A 15,761-nucleotide genomic window follows, 5' to 3' on the forward strand; every position below is an offset into this window, starting at 1 on the left:
ATGAATGGAGCAATAGGGTTTTTTGCAGTCATTATAGTATTAATAATCATTCTGGCAATACTGGCATCATGTATTAAGATCGTACCGCAGGCGCAGGCGTTGGTTGTAGAACGTCTGGGAGCCTATCTGGGAACCTGGTCAGTCGGTGTTCATATCAAGATGCCGATTCTTGACCGTGTGGCCAAACGTGTGAACTTAAAAGAGCAGGTGGCAGATTTCCCGCCGCAGCCGGTTATCACAAAGGATAACGTTACCATGAGAATCGATACGGTTGTCTTCTTCCAGATTACAGACCCGAAGCTTTACGCATACGGGGTTGAGAATCCGCTGATGGCGATTGAGAACTTAACGGCAACCACTCTCCGTAACATCATCGGTGATCTGGAACTCGACCAGACACTGACCTCCAGAGAGACGATCAACGCGAAGATGAGAGAATCCCTCGACATTGCCACCGACCCATGGGGCATCAAGGTCAACCGTGTAGAACTTAAGAACATTATGCCTCCGGCAGCGATTCAGGATGCCATGGAGAAGCAGATGAAGGCAGAGCGTGAGCGCCGTGAATCCATCCTTCGTGCGGAAGGTGAGAAGAAATCCACCATTCTGGTTGCAGAAGGTAAGAAGGAATCCGCCATTCTCGATGCGGAGGCTGAGAAGCAGGCGGCGATCCTTCATGCAGAGGCCGAGAAGGAAAAGAGAATCCGTGAGGCAGAAGGTCAGGCTGAGGCTATCTTAAAGGTTCAGCAGGCGAATGCAGACGGTATCCGTATGATCAGGGAAGCGGGAGCCGATCAGGCGGTTCTGACGATCAAGAGCTTAGAGGCTCTTAAGGCAGTAGCCGACGGCAAAGCAACAAAGATTATTATTCCATCCGAGATTCAGGGGCTGGCGGGTCTTGTATCCTCCATCACTGAGATCCCGAAGGATCCTAAATAGGAATGTGAAAGGTAATTAGAGAATTCGCAGCAGGGGGCATAAGCTCCCGTGCTGCGTTTTTCTCATTCATATAAGCGTTGCAGCCGCGCTCCGGCGCGGCGTTTGACTTAGAGAATGCAGGCAGGAGGTGTGAATGGAACTCAAACTGGATTTGACAAAGGAATACGGTATCGTTTTAGAGGGCGGAGGCGCCAAGGGAGCCTACCAGATCGGGGCGTGGAAGGCGCTTCGGGAGGCGGGCGTCCGAATTAAGGGTATCGCAGGCGCTTCGGTCGGTTCGCTGAACGGCGCGCTGATCTGCATGGACGATTTGGAGAAAGCGGAAGATATCTGGAAGAACATCGAATATTCCCGGGTGATGGATGTCAGTGACGAGACCATAAAGGCGCTGAAAAAGAAGGATTTCAAGGCGCTTAACATGCAGGAGATTCTAAACAGCGGGTTCCAGTTCATCAAGGATGGCGGTTTCGATGTGACGCCCTTAAAGAATCTGATTGCCGAGGTGGTGGGAGACGAATCCAGCATCAGAGAGTCGGATCGGGAACTCTTTGCCGTGACGTATTCCGTGTCGGAGCACAAGGAACTGGCAGTGGATGTCAAGAGCGGTGAAGAGGGATCGGTGAAGGATATGCTGCTGGCCAGCGCCTATTTTCTGGCGTTTAAGAACGAAAAGCTGGGCGGTAAGCGATACCGGGACGGCGGCGGCTTCAACAACGTTCCCCTGGGCGTTCTGCTGGATAAGGGCTATGAGGATATCATCGTGATCCGCATCTACGGCTGGGGCTTTGACAGTGAAAAGGTGACAAAGATTCCGGAGGGAGCCAACGTGTATCACATCGCTCCCCGCCAGGATCTGGGCGGAATTCTGGAATTCGACAAGAAACAGAGCAGAAAAAACATGACTTTGGGGTATTATGACGCGAAAAGGTTCTTATATGGACTTGCCGGGCGTATATATTATATTGATGCACCAGGTTCCGAGCCGTACTACTTTGATAAGATGATGTCGGAACTGGAACTTTTAAAGATTTATGTCGAAGAAGATCTGGATCAGGAGACCCGGGAGAGCCTGAATGGTTACCGGATGTTTACGGAGACCCTGTTTCCAAGGATGGCTGTGGAGTTTAAACTGAAAGACGACTGGAACTACAGGGATTTATATATCGCGATTCTGGAGGACTTGGCGAAGCGGCTGAAGATCAACCGTTTTCAGATTTATACGGTGGACCGCCTGATTGGAAAAATAATGATGAAGCTGCACTCTCTTGACAGCCGGATTCCATTATAGTAATGTAATAGGAAGAAAAGGCGCGCCAAATGTCGAATGGCTGCAGGATAAACTTATAAAATTACAGAATGATTAAGAATTGTGTTTTTCATGAGGTTGAGAGAGATTTCGGGGTTTTCGTTCCGCCAGGGAGCCGGGGCCGGAGCGCTTCCCCCGATTTCGGCTCATGGTTTCGGCCGGGGCATCTCTAAGGCCGGAAGGATACAAAAACAAGGGTACCGATGACATTCATCGGGAACTCCTGAAGGACTTCCCGATTCAGGTCCTCTAAAAATCTGACTTTGAGGTCAGATTTTTCCCCTTGCTTTTGCACCCTTCCGACCTAAGAACTGCCGACGTCCTGCAAAAATCACCGAAACCGGGGGAAGCGCTCCGGCCCCGGCTCCCTGGCGGAACAAAAACCCCGAAATCCCGGCTAAAGTGATTGACGAAAGCAGCTTTTCATAATTCTGTAAGTTTACAAGTTTATTCTGGAATGGCTGAAAAAAAGATTGCATGTTTATGCATAATATACTATAATGGTGTATAAAAATACAAAAAGAGAAGTGGAGGAAGCATTATGAATTTAAAAGGAAGAAGTTTTATTACATTAAAGGACTATACACCGGAGGAAATCGGATATCTGCTGGATCTTGCCGCGGATTTAAAGGCAAAGAAAAAAAAAGGCGAGACCGGAAGTTCTCTGAAAGGGAAGAATATCGCCCTTATATTTGAAAAACCATCCACGCGTACCAGGTGTTCTTTCGTCGTGGCCGCGGTGGATGAAGGGGCTCATCCCGAGTATTTAGGCAAGGATGACATTCAGCTGGGACACAAGGAGAGTGTCGAGGACACGGCCCGCGTGCTGGGAAGAATCTTTGACGGAATCGAATTCCGTGGATTTAAACATAAAACAGTGGAAGATCTGGCAAAATACGCCGGTGTGCCGGTGTGGAACGGTCTGACGGACGATTACCACCCGACCCAGATTCTGGCGGACTTACTTACCATGAAGGAACATTTTGGTTACTTAAAAGGGCTGAGTTTTGTCTATGCAGGCGACGGACGCAATAATATGGCCAACAGCCTGATGATCGGTATGAGCAAGATGGGCGTCAACTTCACGATTCTGGCTCCGAAATGCTTATGGCCGAAGGACGAGCTGGTCACGCTGTGCCAGGACTATGCGAAGGAAAGCGGAAGCACCGTCACTCTGACCGAGAACGTGGATGACGTAAAGGGCGCGGATACGATCTATACCGACGTATGGTGCTCTATGGGCGAGGAAGACAAGGCGGCCGAGCGTGTGGCGCTTTTAAAGCCTTACCAGGTGAACGCTGCGCTGATGGAGAAGACGGAAAAGGATACCACCATTTTCATGCACTGCCTCCCGGCCGTAAAGGGCAACGAGGTGACGGAAGATGTGTTCGAATCAGAGGCCTCCGTGGTCTTTGACGAAGCAGAGAACAGAATGCACACCATCAAGGCTGTGATGGTGGCGACGTTAGGAGAATAGAACATGTATATACAGGAACGAAGCAGAAACCCGAGAAACTTGTCCATGATGCTGGATGCGGCCCATATTATCATAGGAATCCTGATCGTCGCGCTGGCGGTCATCTCATTTTTGAACCCGGAGGACCATATGCTGCTGTTTCCGGTCATTTTCCTCCTGGCGGCATCGCTCAATATCTTGAATGCGGTCTTTAAGATCCGCATGAGCGGCCGCGAAAAGAAGAAAAAGGCCTCGGGGATTCTGGTTCTCCTGTTTGGAATTGTGCTGCTTGCCCTCGCTGTCATCAGTGCGGTCAGCATCTGGTGGGGGTGAGAGCGGTGAAGACAGAGATTTTGAAAGCTATAAAAGATGAGGCTGGATTCGTATCCGGACAGGAGCTGTGCGACCGGTTCGGCGTGTCACGGACGGCCGTGTGGAAGGCCATCGGCCAGCTGAAGGAAGAAGGATTTCAGATCGAGGCGGTACGCAATAAGGGGTACCGTCTCTTAAGCAGCGATGATGTGATCACGGAAGCCGAGCTTATGAGCAGCATGGAAGGCGGATTTATCAAGAAGATCGTATACTATGAGGAGACTGATTCCACCAATATTCGCGCCAAAAAGCTGGCGGAGGAAGGCGCTCCGGACGGGACCCTGGTGGTCACGGACTTTCAGAACGCAGGGCGGGGCCGGCGGGGCCGGATGTGGGTATCTCCTTCCGGGACGGGCATTTTCATGAGCCTGATCTTAAGGCCGGACATCCTTCCGTCATCGGCCTCCATGCTGACGCTGGTGGCGGCTCTCGCAGTCTATGACGGCATTAAGGAGACGACCGGGCTTGAAACGGTCATCAAATGGCCCAATGATATCGTGGCGGAAGGAAAGAAGCTCTGCGGTATTTTGACAGAGATGAGCGCCGAGCTGGAAGGAATCCACTACGTGGTCACCGGAATCGGCATCAATGCCAATATGACCGGGTTCCCGGAGGAAGTGGGGGAGTCAGCCACCTCCCTGCGTATCCTGACCGGAGGCCCGGTGCGGCGCAGCAGGCTGATTGCCGTTGTGATGAAGGCATACGAGGGATACTATGTAAAGTTTAAGTCATGCGGCAGTTTAGCCGGCCTCATGGATGTATATAATGAACATATGGCAAATCTCGGCAGGGAAGTGAAGGTCCTGGATCCCGCGGGCGCCTATACGGGCAAAGCGCTGGGCATTGATGAGAAAGGCGAGCTGATCGTTGAGAAGGCCGATGGAAAGGTGGTCCGTGTGGTCTCCGGAGAGGTATCTGTCCGGGGAATTTATGGATATGTATAAGTATGAATAATTATTCTTTTTACGATCAACTGCAGACGCTGGAGCCGAAGAAGGACGAGTTTTCGAAGGAAGAGCGGCTGAAGGCCATGGAGAAGCCGCTGCTTTCCTGGTACAAGAACCATGCGAGGGTCCTTCCGTGGCGGGAGAATCCCGAGCCATACCGCGTATGGATTTCTGAGATTATGCTGCAGCAGACAAGAGTAGAGGCTGTGAAGCCGTATTTTGAGCGATTTATGGCGGCGCTTCCCGATACGGCGGCGCTGGCGGCAGTGCCAGAGGACAGGCTCTTTAAGCTGTGGGAAGGGCTGGGCTATTACAACCGGGCCAGAAATTTAAAAAAGGCGGCGGGTGTCGTTATGGAGCAGTACGGAGGAGTCATTCCGGCTTCCTGGGAAGCTCTAAAAACACTTCCGGGGATTGGATCCTATACGGCAGGCGCCATCGCCTCCATCGCCTATGGAATTCCCGTTCCCGCCGTGGATGGCAACGTTTTACGGGTGATATCCCGTGTGACGGGGAGCAGGGAAGACATTTTGAAGCAGTCGGTCAAAAAACAGATGGAGGATCTGCTTCTCGGCGTCATGCCCAAGGAGGGGGCCGGAAGCTATAATCAGGCGCTCATTGAGATTGGGGCCATTGTCTGTGTTCCCAATGGGGAGCCGCTTTGCGGAGAATGTCCCATGGCCTCTGTGTGCGTGGCGAGGCGTGACTGTCTCACAAAGGAGATTCCTGTAAAAACACCGAAAAAGTCCAGAAAGATCGAGGAGAAGACCATCCTTATTCTGGAGTGGGAGGGGCGCACGGCGATCCGCAAACGGGATAGCAGCGGCCTTCTGGCCTCCCTCTATGAGCTTCCGGGCGCGGAAGGATGGCTGGAAGATGAGGCGCTTGCGCAGATGTACCGTGTCCCGCTGGCAGCGGTCCGCCGGCTTCCGGAGGCGAAGCATATCTTCAGCCATGTGGAGTGGCGTATGAGGGGATTTGCCGTGGAACTGCAGGAAAAACCGGCCGGAGACTACCTCTGGGTGACGCCGGAAGAGATCAGGGAGACATATTCACTGCCAAGTGCATTTAAGGCGTATACTATGATGATAAGGTGAGAATAATGAGAAAAATGCTGTTTATCTTTAATCCACGTTCCGGGAAGGCTCAGATCAGAAACCGGTTGATGGATATTCTGGATATCTTCACAAAAGCCGGGTATGAAGTTTCTGTTCATGTGACCCAGCGGCCTAAGGATGCCATGGAGGTTGCCGCGGCAAGGGGCAATGACGCTGACTTAATCGTCTGCAGCGGCGGCGACGGGACCTTGAACGAGACCATAAGCGGTATGATGCTGCTGGACCGGATTCCGGATCTTGGATATATTCCCGCCGGTTCCACCAACGATTTTGCCTCCAGCTTAAAAATCCCGAAGAACATGATTGCTGCGGCGCATTTGGCGGTGGAGGGGGAAGCGTATCCTGTCGATATCGGAAGCTTCTGCGGGGACAGGAATTTCGTTTATATCGCGGCCTTTGGCGCATTTACGGAAGTGTCCTACTTAACGCCCCAGGATAAGAAGAATATGCTGGGTCATCAGGCTTATATGCTGGAGAGTGTGAAGAGCCTGACTTCCATCAAGTCCTACCGCCTGCGTGTGGAGAGCGAGGAGATTACGCTGGAAGGGGAATTTATCTTTGGAATGGTGACGAATACCATCAGCGTGGGAGGCTTCAAGGGCCTGGTCACGCAGAATGTGGCTTTAAATGACGGAGAATTCGAGGTGCTCTTAATCAGGACGCCGAGAACGCCTCTGGATCTAAGCAACATTGTCAACTATATGTTCTTGAAGGAAGAGCCTAACGAGTACGTTCATAAGTTCAGGACGAAGGCGCTCACGGTGATTCCGGAAGAACCGGTGGACTGGGTTCTGGATGGGGAATTCGGAGGTACACGCATGGAGACTCAGATCATAAATCTGCAAAAACAGATCCGGATTATGAGAAATCCTTCCAAAAAACAATAAATCTGCAATTTAGCGCAGAAAAATGTTGAAATATGTAATCCGGTAGTATATAATGAAAAGTTGTGTGGACTTTTATGTATACTTCTTAGCGAAAGGACGTTATTAAGTGGAAAAAGATAATTTTTTAGAGAAGCTGGGGAAGCTCGTGGAACTGGGAAAATCAAAGCATAATGCTTTGGACGTAACGGAGATTAACAACTTCTTTATGGGGGAATCACTGACCCCGGAGCAGATGGATCAGATCTATTCGTACCTGGAGAATCGCGGCGTTGACGTGATCCCGGTAATTGACGACTCGATACTGGCTGATGATGTGCTCCTGTCAGATGATGCTCTGCTGCTCGACGATGATCTGGATGACAGCTTTATTAAAGGGGCGGATGAGGAGGATATCGACCTCGATGCCATTGACTTGCTGGAGGGAATAGGTACAGAGGATCCTGTCCGCATGTATTTAAAAGAGATCGGTACCGTTCCGCTTTTAAGCGCGGACGAGGAACTGCGTCTTGCAAAGAGAAAAGCCGATGGAGATGAAGATGCGAAGGAGCGCTTGATTGAAGCGAACTTAAGACTGGTTGTCAGCATCGCCAAACGGTATACCGGCCGCGGTATGAGCTTTTTAGACCTTGTTCAGGAAGGAAATTTAGGTCTTATTAAGGGCGTTGAGAAGTTCGATTATACAAAAGGTTATAAGTTAAGTACATATGCTACGTGGTGGATTCGCCAGTCCGTAACAAGGGCGCTTGCCGATCAGGCAAGGACAATCCGTGTTCCGGTGCATATGGTCGAAACCATCAATAAAATGTCAAAAATGCAGAGAAAGCTGACGCTGGAACTGGGCTATGAGCCCTCCGTCACTGAGCTCGCAGACGCGCTCGACATGTCTGAGGACAAGGTAATGGAGATCATGCAGATTGCCAGGGAACCAGCTTCTTTGGAGACCCCGATCGGTGAAGAGGATGACTCTAACTTAGGCGATTTTGTCGCCGATAACAATGTGGTGACTCCGGAAGGAAACGTGGAGTCCGTAATGCTCCGTGAGCATATCGACGCATTGCTCGGTGATTTAAAGGAGAGGGAGCGTCAGGTTATCGTGCTGCGCTTCGGCCTTGAGGATGGACATCCGCGCACACTGGAAGAAGTGGGCAAAGAATTTAATGTAACACGGGAACGTATCCGGCAGATCGAGGCGAAAGCACTCAGAAAGCTCAGAAACCCGGTGCGGAGCAAACGAATCAGAGACTTCTTGTAAGAAGCAGAAAGGAGGCGTGGCATGAGAGTGCTCACGCCTTTTTGTGCTTTGCAAATGTAGATGCAGGACGGCAATACATACGGAGATTTTAGACGGCGGCGGGTTCCGCTTCAGCGGAGCATCGGTCTTTGCCTGTGAATCAGAGAAGGAGAAAAAGAGGATGAACCACAGAAATTATCAGAAAGAGCTGGACACCATACTGGAAGACTTTGAGAAACAGGGGAAGGTGCCGAGACTGCTGCTTCACAGCTGCTGTGCTCCCTGCAGCAGCTACGTTCTGGAATACTTATCAAAATACTTTGAGATTACGCTGTACTATTATAACCCGAATATCTATCCGCTTCAGGAGTATATGAAGCGGGTGAAGGAGCAGGAGAAGCTGATCTCTGAGATGAAGCTTGCGCATCCCGTGCTCTTTCGTACCGGCCCCTACGAACCGGACGAATTCTTCCGGATTGCCAAAGGACTCGAGAAGGTTCCCGAGGGCGGAGAACGCTGCTTTAAATGTTTCGATTTACGGCTCCGGGAAGCCGCCAAGGTCGCATCTGCCGGCCGCTATGATTATTTCACGACGACGCTTACCATCAGCCCCTTAAAAAATGCAGAGAAACTGAATGAGATCGGAGAGAAGCTGGCGAAGGAGTACCGCGTGGCGTATCTTCCATCCGATTTTAAGAAAAAAGACGGCTATAAGCGGTCTGTGCAGCTGTCGGAGGAGTACGGTCTATACCGGCAGGATTACTGCGGATGCGTCTATTCTAAGGAGGCTCGTGAAGGCTGAACCGTTACTCGGCAAAAGATAAATTGTAGAAAACCTGTTGACATTCGTGTAGAAATGTGCTATTTTAAAATTACAAAAACGTTTTTGGAGTAAATAAATGGGAGTAACAATAAAAGATGTAGCAAAATATGCGGGGGTTAGCCCCGGGACAGTATCCAGAGCATTTCATGGTTATCAGGATATCAGCGAGGAGACCAGACAGCGTATTTTTGAAGCGGTTCGGGAATTGGGGTATGCACCGAATGTGAATGCCAGAAGTCTCTCCTCTAAAGCGGCGCCGAATATTGGTATGATAGTATCAGGCCTTTTGGAAAGCAGTGGGAAGGATAACACGGTTTACATGCTGCTTCAGGGTGTTTATAAATATGCTTTTGAAAATGGTATGGAGGTAGCTTTATATACCACAGATTCTGCTAATCAGAACCGTAAGCCTTATGTCAGATTCTGTATGGAGCACAGCTTATATGGGGCGATTTTAAGCGGAATTAAGACGAATGATTCCTATTTTGAAGAGTTAATTAATTCTAAGATTCCGTGTGTGCTGATTGATGTAAACCTTCAGGGGCAGCAGCTGGGGTATGTTTCTACAGATAATGTAGAGGCAGCGAGAGCTCAGGCCCAGTATCTGTTTGATGCCAATCATCAAAAGATCGTCGTGATCAGCGGTCGCAAGAATGCTGCTGTAACTATGGAACGTATTGCGGGGATTTATCACGCATTTCAGGAAAACGGAAAAGAACTGTCAAGAGACTGCATTCTGTATTGTGAATTCAGCGAAGAGATTGCATATGAGAATACCAGAAAATTTCTGCAGACCAAGGGCAGAGACGCAGTTACAGCATTCTTATGCATGAGCGATTTGATGGCATTAGGAGTTATGAAAGCGGTAAAAGAAGAGGGACTTAAGATACCGGAAGATATATCGATTATTGGATTTGACGGTTTACCCATCGTAGAATATACAACACCGGCTATTACAACGATTCAGCAGGATTTTGTGGAGATGGGGTATCAGGCTGCAGCACTCCTGCAGAACAAGATGAATGGATTGGAGACACCGAGCGGGATCTATGTACCATTTCAATTTGTGGAGCGGGATAGTGTCAGAAAGTTACAGATTTAAAAAGATAGCCACAGGCTATTTTTTTAGCTCAATTACAAAAACGTTTTTGTAAAACTTTGTAAATGAAAAAGAGAAAATTTGTGCAGGAGAAAACTTCATGAGATATGATAAAGGAACGAAGGAACTGGAAAACTGGCTAATTGAGGAGGAACGGTTTGATGCAGAAAGTCTGGGGAAGTGCGAGGCCATCTTTTGCCAGGGCAACGGATATCTGGGCGTCAGAAATGCTTTGAACGAGCGCTATGTGGGAGAAAAAAGAGGAACCTTTGTGACAGGTACTTTTGATCGCTTTCATGAGAGCGAAGTGACAGAACTGCCGAATTTTCCGGATACTACCTGGATTGAAATAGATATTGAAGGCAGTCGTTTTTCCATGTTGAGAGGAAAAGTACTTGAATATAGCCGAATTATGAATTTAAAAAACGGAGAAATGGTGAGAACGACTGTTTGGGAAGATACGGCCGGACATCAGGTGAGATTTTCCTTTCGGCGTATTGTTTCCATGGAGGATATGAATGTGATGGCAGAACGCGTGGAGATCCAGCCTTTAAACCGGGACATTGAAATAAGACTGACCAGTGGAATTGACGGAACGGTCACGAATACAGGAACACAGCATTTTACTGAGGGAACCAGACGGTTTCACAGTGGCCGCTATCTCGGAATGGTATGTAAAACCATTCAATCCGGGGTAACGGCTGCGATCCATACCGGTCACATATTTTCCCTGAATGGGGATGTGAGAGAGCCAGAACTTTTACCGATTATAGAACGCAGGGCAATTAAAGTCAGGTCTGAGTTTCAACTAAAAAAGAACGAAGTACTGACTGTAGAAAAGATGACTGTAATCCATACCAGCAGAGATCTGGAGTATGAAGGAATTGAGATATCAGACTGGGAAACATTTCTCATGGAAAAGGGAAGAGAGCATATCGAAAAAGCCTGTGCAGCTGGATATGATATTTTGAAAATTGAAAGTGCCAAAGTGTGGAGAGAGATATGGGAACAGGAAGATATAAGAATTAGATCGGAAGACCCGTTTGATCAATTGGCGATCAGGTTTGCCATATATCATTTAAATATTATGGTAAAAAAAGATGACAGCCGGGTGGGGATTGGAGCCAAAGCCTTGAGCGGGGAAGGGTATAAGGGGCACTCGTTCTGGGATACGGAGATATTTATTCTGCCTTATTATATGATGACTCAGCCGGAAACAGCCAGAACACTGTTGGAATACAGGTATAAGAATCTGTATGGAGCCAGAAAAAAAGCATTAGAAAACGGTTACGAAGGTGCTATGTATCCCTGGGAATCAGCATGGATTGACGACGGGGAGACTACTCCATTGTGGGGGGCAGCAGATGTAGTGACCGGTGAAACTTTAAAAATACTGACTGGAATTATTGAACAGCATATTTCTGCAGACATCGCATTTGCCATATGGAGTTATTACCAGGTCACAGCAGATGAGTCATTTATGGAGACATGCGGCTATGAAATGATTTTTGATACGGCAAGGTTCTGGGCAGACCGTGTGGAATGGAATGATACAGAAATGCGCTATGAAATCAATGATGTTATCGGGCCGGATGAATATAAGGAGCATGTAAACAATAACGCATATACAAATTATATGGTTCATTTCAACATGGAACTGGCATGTATTCTGATACAGTTATGCAGACGGGAAAAGTCAGATATTTATAGTCGTCTGAATTCTCAGATGGATTTAAGTGCATTAGAGGAAAAGCTGGAGGAGAGGAGACGGCTGCTTTATCTGCCGCTTCCTGAAAAGGACAGCGGACTGATCCCTCAGTTTGATGGCTTTTGGAAACTTAAGAAGCTTGACCTGGCAAAATACAAATCCTGCTCTGTAGTAGGTACAATTTATGATGATTATAATATGGAGCAGATTAACAGCTTCCAGGTGATCAAGCAGGCTGATGTAGTTTTGCTCATGCAGCTTTTGAGCGATCGTTTTTCAGAAGAAATCAGACGCAAGAATTTTATCTATTATGAGGAATGTACGCTCCATGACTCATCATTAAGTAAGTCTGCTCACTGTGTCTCTGCCTGCGAGTTGGGATTTGAGGAAATGGCATACCAGTTTTTTCAGGGAGCATCCCGTATTGACTTAGGGCCTGCGATGAAATCTTCAGATGCGGGGATACACAGTGCTGCCATGGGTGGTATCTGGCAGTGTGTAGTTATGGGCTTTGGAGGTGTTCGTATACGAGATGGAGAACTGGTTCTGAATCCCATCCTTCCAGATGCATGGGATAATCTTTTTTACCGGATTTGCTTTGGTAAGGCGAAATTGGAGATTAGTGTTGAACGGGAGACAGTGAACGTTAAAAATCATGGATCTGCGATCATACTGCAGGTGATGGGGAGAAAACTTGAAATCAAATGCGGGGATTCCGTAACAGTGGGAAGGGAAGGTACAGCGACAGCATGAAAAAATATATGGGGATTATTTTTGATCTGGATGGTGTTCTTTGCATAACAGACCGGTACCATTATCAAGCATGGAAAAGGATAGCTGATACCCTGAAGATTGAGTTTAACGAAGCAAAAAATCACAGGCTCAGAGGAGTAAGCCGCATGGAAAGTCTGGATATTATACTTGAAAACTACGATAAGCCGTTGTCTGTTGAAGAGAAAATAGCTTTGGCAGAGGAGAAAAACAGATATTACAGGGAATTTCTGGAGACGATGAGCGAATCCGATATCGAGGACGCTGTGTTTGCAACGTTGGATGAACTAAGAGTGCGGCGCTATCTATTGGCGATAGGTTCCTCCAGTAAAAATGCAGGTTTTATTCTGGAGAAAACAGGACTTATCAAGTATTTCGATGCAATATCTGATGGAAATGGCCTTAACAAGTCAAAACCGGATCCAGAGGTATTTTTAAGAGCTGCAGATGATCTGAGACTGGCACCGGAAAAATGTCTGGTCGTAGAGGATGCAGCAGCGGGGATTATGGCGGCCTTGGCAGGTGGTTTTGACAGTGCTGGAATTGGTGATGGGACGGCAGTACCAGGGGTTACATACCGGCTGGAAAGGTTTGAGGAATTGTTAGAAGTTGTTTAAGGTGCTATGATAAATAAGACAGAGAATAAGGAGGAAGGCTGCAGAAAAACTGCAGCCGCTGAAAAAATGAGAAAAGCTGTTTCGATTATGATGGCGGTGGTTATGATGGCAATGGTGACAACAGGATGCGCTAACGGGGGAAAGTCGGAAACTGAAAAAAACGTATCTGGAGAGATAGTTATGAAGATGCCGACCTATAAGGCGGGAGAGAACACAGGCGCGAAATTCTTCGTGCCTCAGGTAGAGCGTTTTAACGAAAAATATAAGGGGACCTATCGAATTGAGATTGAGCAGGTACCGCAGGAGTCCTATAATGACAAGATTAAGCAACTGGCACAGCAGAAAATGCTTCCAACTATGGTGGAAAGCGGAGATAAAAATTGGATGAGAGAATTTATTATTCCTAATAAAATGTCATATGATCTGGGCCCATGGCTGGATGAACATCCGGAGGTGAAAAAGGTGTTAATAAGCGAATCTCTGGAATACGGAACCGTGGAGAACAGAGTGGTAGCTATGCCTTTAGCCATTTCAAAGCCAGTAGGTTTATTTTACAACAGTTCCATGTATACTCCATCAAAAAATATAAGGGATATGACTTTTGAAGAATTCTCTGCGGATCTTGGTGATAATAAAGTTGCCCTCGCGACTGGCGGTCCTGCCTTTTTCACTCAGCTGATGTTTACTGCAATGATTGCGAATGAACCTGGTGGTGCAGAGGTGCTGAAAGAAGGTTTTACTGAAAAGATACTGAATTATAATACTCCGGTATTCATTAATGCTGCTGAAAAACTTCAAAAGCTTGCAAAAAATAATGGTGCAGATAATATTATCAGCGCGGCAGGACCAGATGCAATGAATTATTTCCTTAGTAAGAAAGCAGCTGTCATTCCTAATGGACCGTGGTTTGCTGCTGAATTCGATCCGTCTAAAGCCGATAAATGGAGTAATGGATTTAATGGTGAAGATGTGGCTGCTGATATTTATCCGGGAAATGTAGTCATCAGTAATCTTCAGGAAACTACATGGTGGATTTCAGATGCTGCAGACGACCGGCAGAAGGAAGCGGCACTTGCGTTTCTGGAGTTCATGTATTCCCCCGAAGAACTGGAAGCCGCTTTGCTGGCGGAGGGCGGTGTGGCCCCCAATCTTGAGTATTCTGAAGAGTTTTTAGAGAAACAGAAAGAAAATAAAGTATACAGTCAATTAAATGCTGCAATGAATGAAGATACAGCGTATGTGGTACAGGTGGATCAGGTTATGCCCACTTCTTTAAGCTCTACGGAATTCGGCAAGATTGTCATCAAGCTTTATGATGGATCTCTGACACCGGAAGAATTCTGTCAGGCATTGACAGAAAAAGCAATGCTGTCTCAGCAGTAGGATACCTTGAGCAGCCAGTGTAAATTACAACAAAGGAGGTGTGAAGCAGGCCGTTATGAAGTCTGTGCGGCCTGCGTTTACCATGATGGATCATAAAAAAAAGGCAAAATCATCTGCCAGGAAACCGGGAATTAAGAAAATGCTGTGGATTTACACATTTTTGCTGCCCATTTTTACTGTCTTCATAATGTTTTATTTACTGCCGATTGTCACGGTGTTTATTACCAGCTTTACCAGGTGGGATGGGTTTAACAAGCCCCAGTTTGTAGGATTTCATAACTTTGTAAACCTGTTTTCTCAGCCCAGTTTTAGAATTTCTATGTGGAATTTATTAAAATGGGGAGTATTAGCGGCAGTTGTCCACGTAGGTCTGGGCGTGTTGGTTGCGTTTATCCTTTATAAAGCTCCTAAAGGAGCAAAACTTGTACGTATTGTTTATATGATACCGAGTGTCATATCTGTTGCGGCCTGGGCGTTGATTTACAAATTTATATTTAACGATCAGTTCGGCGTGATTAACAGTGCGATCAGGCTGTTTTATAAGGATTTCTCCGTAAACTGGTTTTACGAATCACCGTACGCTTTCTGGTCGGTTACCTTCGTATGGCTGTTTTATGCAGTGACTGTGACACTGGTGGTTTTAAGTGATTTGATGGCGATTCCCAAAGAACTCCATGAAGCTGCACATGTGGATGGAGCAAAAGAATGGCAGATTGCAACGAAAATCAATCTTCCCCTTTGCCGTCATTCCATAGGTACCAGCGTAATTGTGTCTATTACGGCCAGAATTGCCATGTATGAGGCGATTGCTCTGACTACAAGAGGAGGCCCCGGAGATGATACCATGAATATTTCTGTGATCCTGGTCAATGCCATAACCGATATGAACTATGGCTTTGCCAATGCAGCGGCTCTTGTTATGTTTTTACTGGGGATTATAGTTTTACTTGTCATCAACCGACTGTTCCGTATGGAAGAGTCAAACTGGTAGGAGGTAACCGATGAAAAATAAAGCCGGAAAAATTATAACAGGCATCCTTATGTACGGAGTCATGGTGTTTATAATTATTGTATCTGTATTTCCTCTGCTCTGGGTTCTGATAT

General features: G+C 47.4%; 14 protein-coding genes. All 14 read left to right on the forward strand.

From position 1 onward, the window contains the following. Positions 1-939, forward strand: coding sequence for an SPFH domain-containing protein (locus tag DFR60_RS19345; protein ID WP_002603372.1), 939 nt, complete (start codon positions 1-3; stop codon positions 937-939). Between the two features lie 133 nt (positions 940-1,072). Further along, positions 1,073-2,227 carry a patatin-like phospholipase family protein gene (locus DFR60_RS19350; RefSeq protein ID WP_110324371.1) on the forward strand — a complete coding sequence of 385 codons (1,155 nt, stop codon included), beginning with the start codon at positions 1,073-1,075 and terminating at the stop codon, positions 2,225-2,227. 559 nt (positions 2,228-2,786) lie between these two features. Beyond that, positions 2,787-3,722, forward strand: coding sequence for an ornithine carbamoyltransferase (gene argF, locus DFR60_RS19355; RefSeq protein ID WP_110324372.1), 936 nt, complete (start codon positions 2,787-2,789; stop codon positions 3,720-3,722). Positions 3,723-3,725: 3 nt separating this feature from the next. Beyond that, complete coding sequence (locus tag DFR60_RS19360; RefSeq protein WP_110324373.1) at positions 3,726-4,034, forward strand: DUF6637 family protein; 309 nt, start codon at positions 3,726-3,728, stop codon at positions 4,032-4,034. Positions 4,035-4,039: 5 nt separating this feature from the next. Further along, a complete protein-coding gene (locus DFR60_RS19365; protein WP_110324374.1) occupies positions 4,040-5,017 on the forward strand; it encodes a biotin--[acetyl-CoA-carboxylase] ligase in 978 nt (325 codons plus the stop codon). Between the two features lie 2 nt (positions 5,018-5,019). Next, positions 5,020-6,117, forward strand: coding sequence for an A/G-specific adenine glycosylase (mutY, locus tag DFR60_RS19370; protein WP_110324375.1), 1,098 nt, complete (start codon positions 5,020-5,022; stop codon positions 6,115-6,117). A gap of 5 nt (positions 6,118-6,122) precedes the next feature. Next, positions 6,123-7,025 carry a diacylglycerol/lipid kinase family protein gene (locus tag DFR60_RS19375; RefSeq protein WP_110324376.1) on the forward strand — a complete coding sequence of 301 codons (903 nt, stop codon included), beginning with the start codon at positions 6,123-6,125 and terminating at the stop codon, positions 7,023-7,025. A gap of 106 nt (positions 7,026-7,131) precedes the next feature. After that, positions 7,132-8,277 (forward strand): RNA polymerase sigma factor RpoD, encoded by a 1,146-nt coding sequence (rpoD, locus tag DFR60_RS19380; RefSeq protein ID WP_002603379.1) that lies wholly within the window; start codon positions 7,132-7,134, stop codon positions 8,275-8,277. Between the two features lie 160 nt (positions 8,278-8,437). Beyond that, complete coding sequence (locus DFR60_RS19385) at positions 8,438-9,058, forward strand: epoxyqueuosine reductase QueH (protein ID WP_110324524.1); 621 nt, start codon at positions 8,438-8,440, stop codon at positions 9,056-9,058. 97 nt (positions 9,059-9,155) lie between these two features. Beyond that, complete coding sequence (locus DFR60_RS19390; protein WP_110324377.1) at positions 9,156-10,181, forward strand: LacI family DNA-binding transcriptional regulator; 1,026 nt, start codon at positions 9,156-9,158, stop codon at positions 10,179-10,181. A 97-nt stretch (positions 10,182-10,278) separates the two neighbouring features. After that, positions 10,279-12,639, forward strand: a complete 2,361-nt coding sequence (locus DFR60_RS19395) for a glycoside hydrolase family 65 protein (RefSeq protein WP_110324378.1) — start codon at positions 10,279-10,281, stop codon at positions 12,637-12,639. Continuing rightward, the gene (pgmB, locus tag DFR60_RS19400) at positions 12,636-13,274 is read left to right on the forward strand and encodes a beta-phosphoglucomutase (protein ID WP_110324379.1); all 639 of its coding nucleotides are present in this window, start codon (positions 12,636-12,638) and stop codon (positions 13,272-13,274) included. The genes DFR60_RS19395 and pgmB overlap by 4 nt, the downstream gene beginning before the upstream one ends. A gap of 6 nt (positions 13,275-13,280) precedes the next feature. After that, positions 13,281-14,657: an ABC transporter substrate-binding protein gene (locus DFR60_RS19405; RefSeq protein WP_110324380.1), complete on the forward strand. Its 1,377-nt coding sequence runs from the start codon at positions 13,281-13,283 to the stop codon at positions 14,655-14,657. Between the two features lie 55 nt (positions 14,658-14,712). Continuing rightward, complete coding sequence (locus DFR60_RS19410) at positions 14,713-15,648, forward strand: carbohydrate ABC transporter permease (protein WP_341457982.1); 936 nt, start codon at positions 14,713-14,715, stop codon at positions 15,646-15,648. Positions 15,649-15,761 lie beyond the last annotated feature (113 nt).

Source organism: Hungatella effluvii (assembly GCF_003201875.1).
GTDB classification, from domain to species: domain Bacteria; phylum Bacillota; class Clostridia; order Lachnospirales; family Lachnospiraceae; genus Hungatella; species Hungatella effluvii.

Coding starts and splice junctions, on each gene's coding strand:
- DFR60_RS19390 (WP_110324377.1), top strand. CDS start 9,156: ATGGGAGTAACAATAAAAGATGTAGCAAAATATGCGGGGGTTAGCCCC.
- DFR60_RS19360 (WP_110324373.1), top strand. CDS start 3,726: ATGTATATACAGGAACGAAGCAGAAACCCGAGAAACTTGTCCATGATG.
- DFR60_RS19345 (WP_002603372.1), top strand. CDS start 1: ATGAATGGAGCAATAGGGTTTTTTGCAGTCATTATAGTATTAATAATC.
- DFR60_RS19350 (WP_110324371.1), top strand. CDS start 1,073: ATGGAACTCAAACTGGATTTGACAAAGGAATACGGTATCGTTTTAGAG.
- DFR60_RS19410 (WP_341457982.1), top strand. CDS start 14,713: ATGAAGTCTGTGCGGCCTGCGTTTACCATGATGGATCATAAAAAAAAG.
- pgmB (WP_110324379.1), top strand. CDS start 12,636: ATGAAAAAATATATGGGGATTATTTTTGATCTGGATGGTGTTCTTTGC.
- DFR60_RS19375 (WP_110324376.1), top strand. CDS start 6,123: ATGAGAAAAATGCTGTTTATCTTTAATCCACGTTCCGGGAAGGCTCAG.
- DFR60_RS19395 (WP_110324378.1), top strand. CDS start 10,279: ATGAGATATGATAAAGGAACGAAGGAACTGGAAAACTGGCTAATTGAG.
- DFR60_RS19405 (WP_110324380.1), top strand. CDS start 13,281: ATGATAAATAAGACAGAGAATAAGGAGGAAGGCTGCAGAAAAACTGCA.
- mutY (WP_110324375.1), top strand. CDS start 5,020: ATGAATAATTATTCTTTTTACGATCAACTGCAGACGCTGGAGCCGAAG.
- DFR60_RS19385 (WP_110324524.1), top strand. CDS start 8,438: ATGAACCACAGAAATTATCAGAAAGAGCTGGACACCATACTGGAAGAC.
- argF (WP_110324372.1), top strand. CDS start 2,787: ATGAATTTAAAAGGAAGAAGTTTTATTACATTAAAGGACTATACACCG.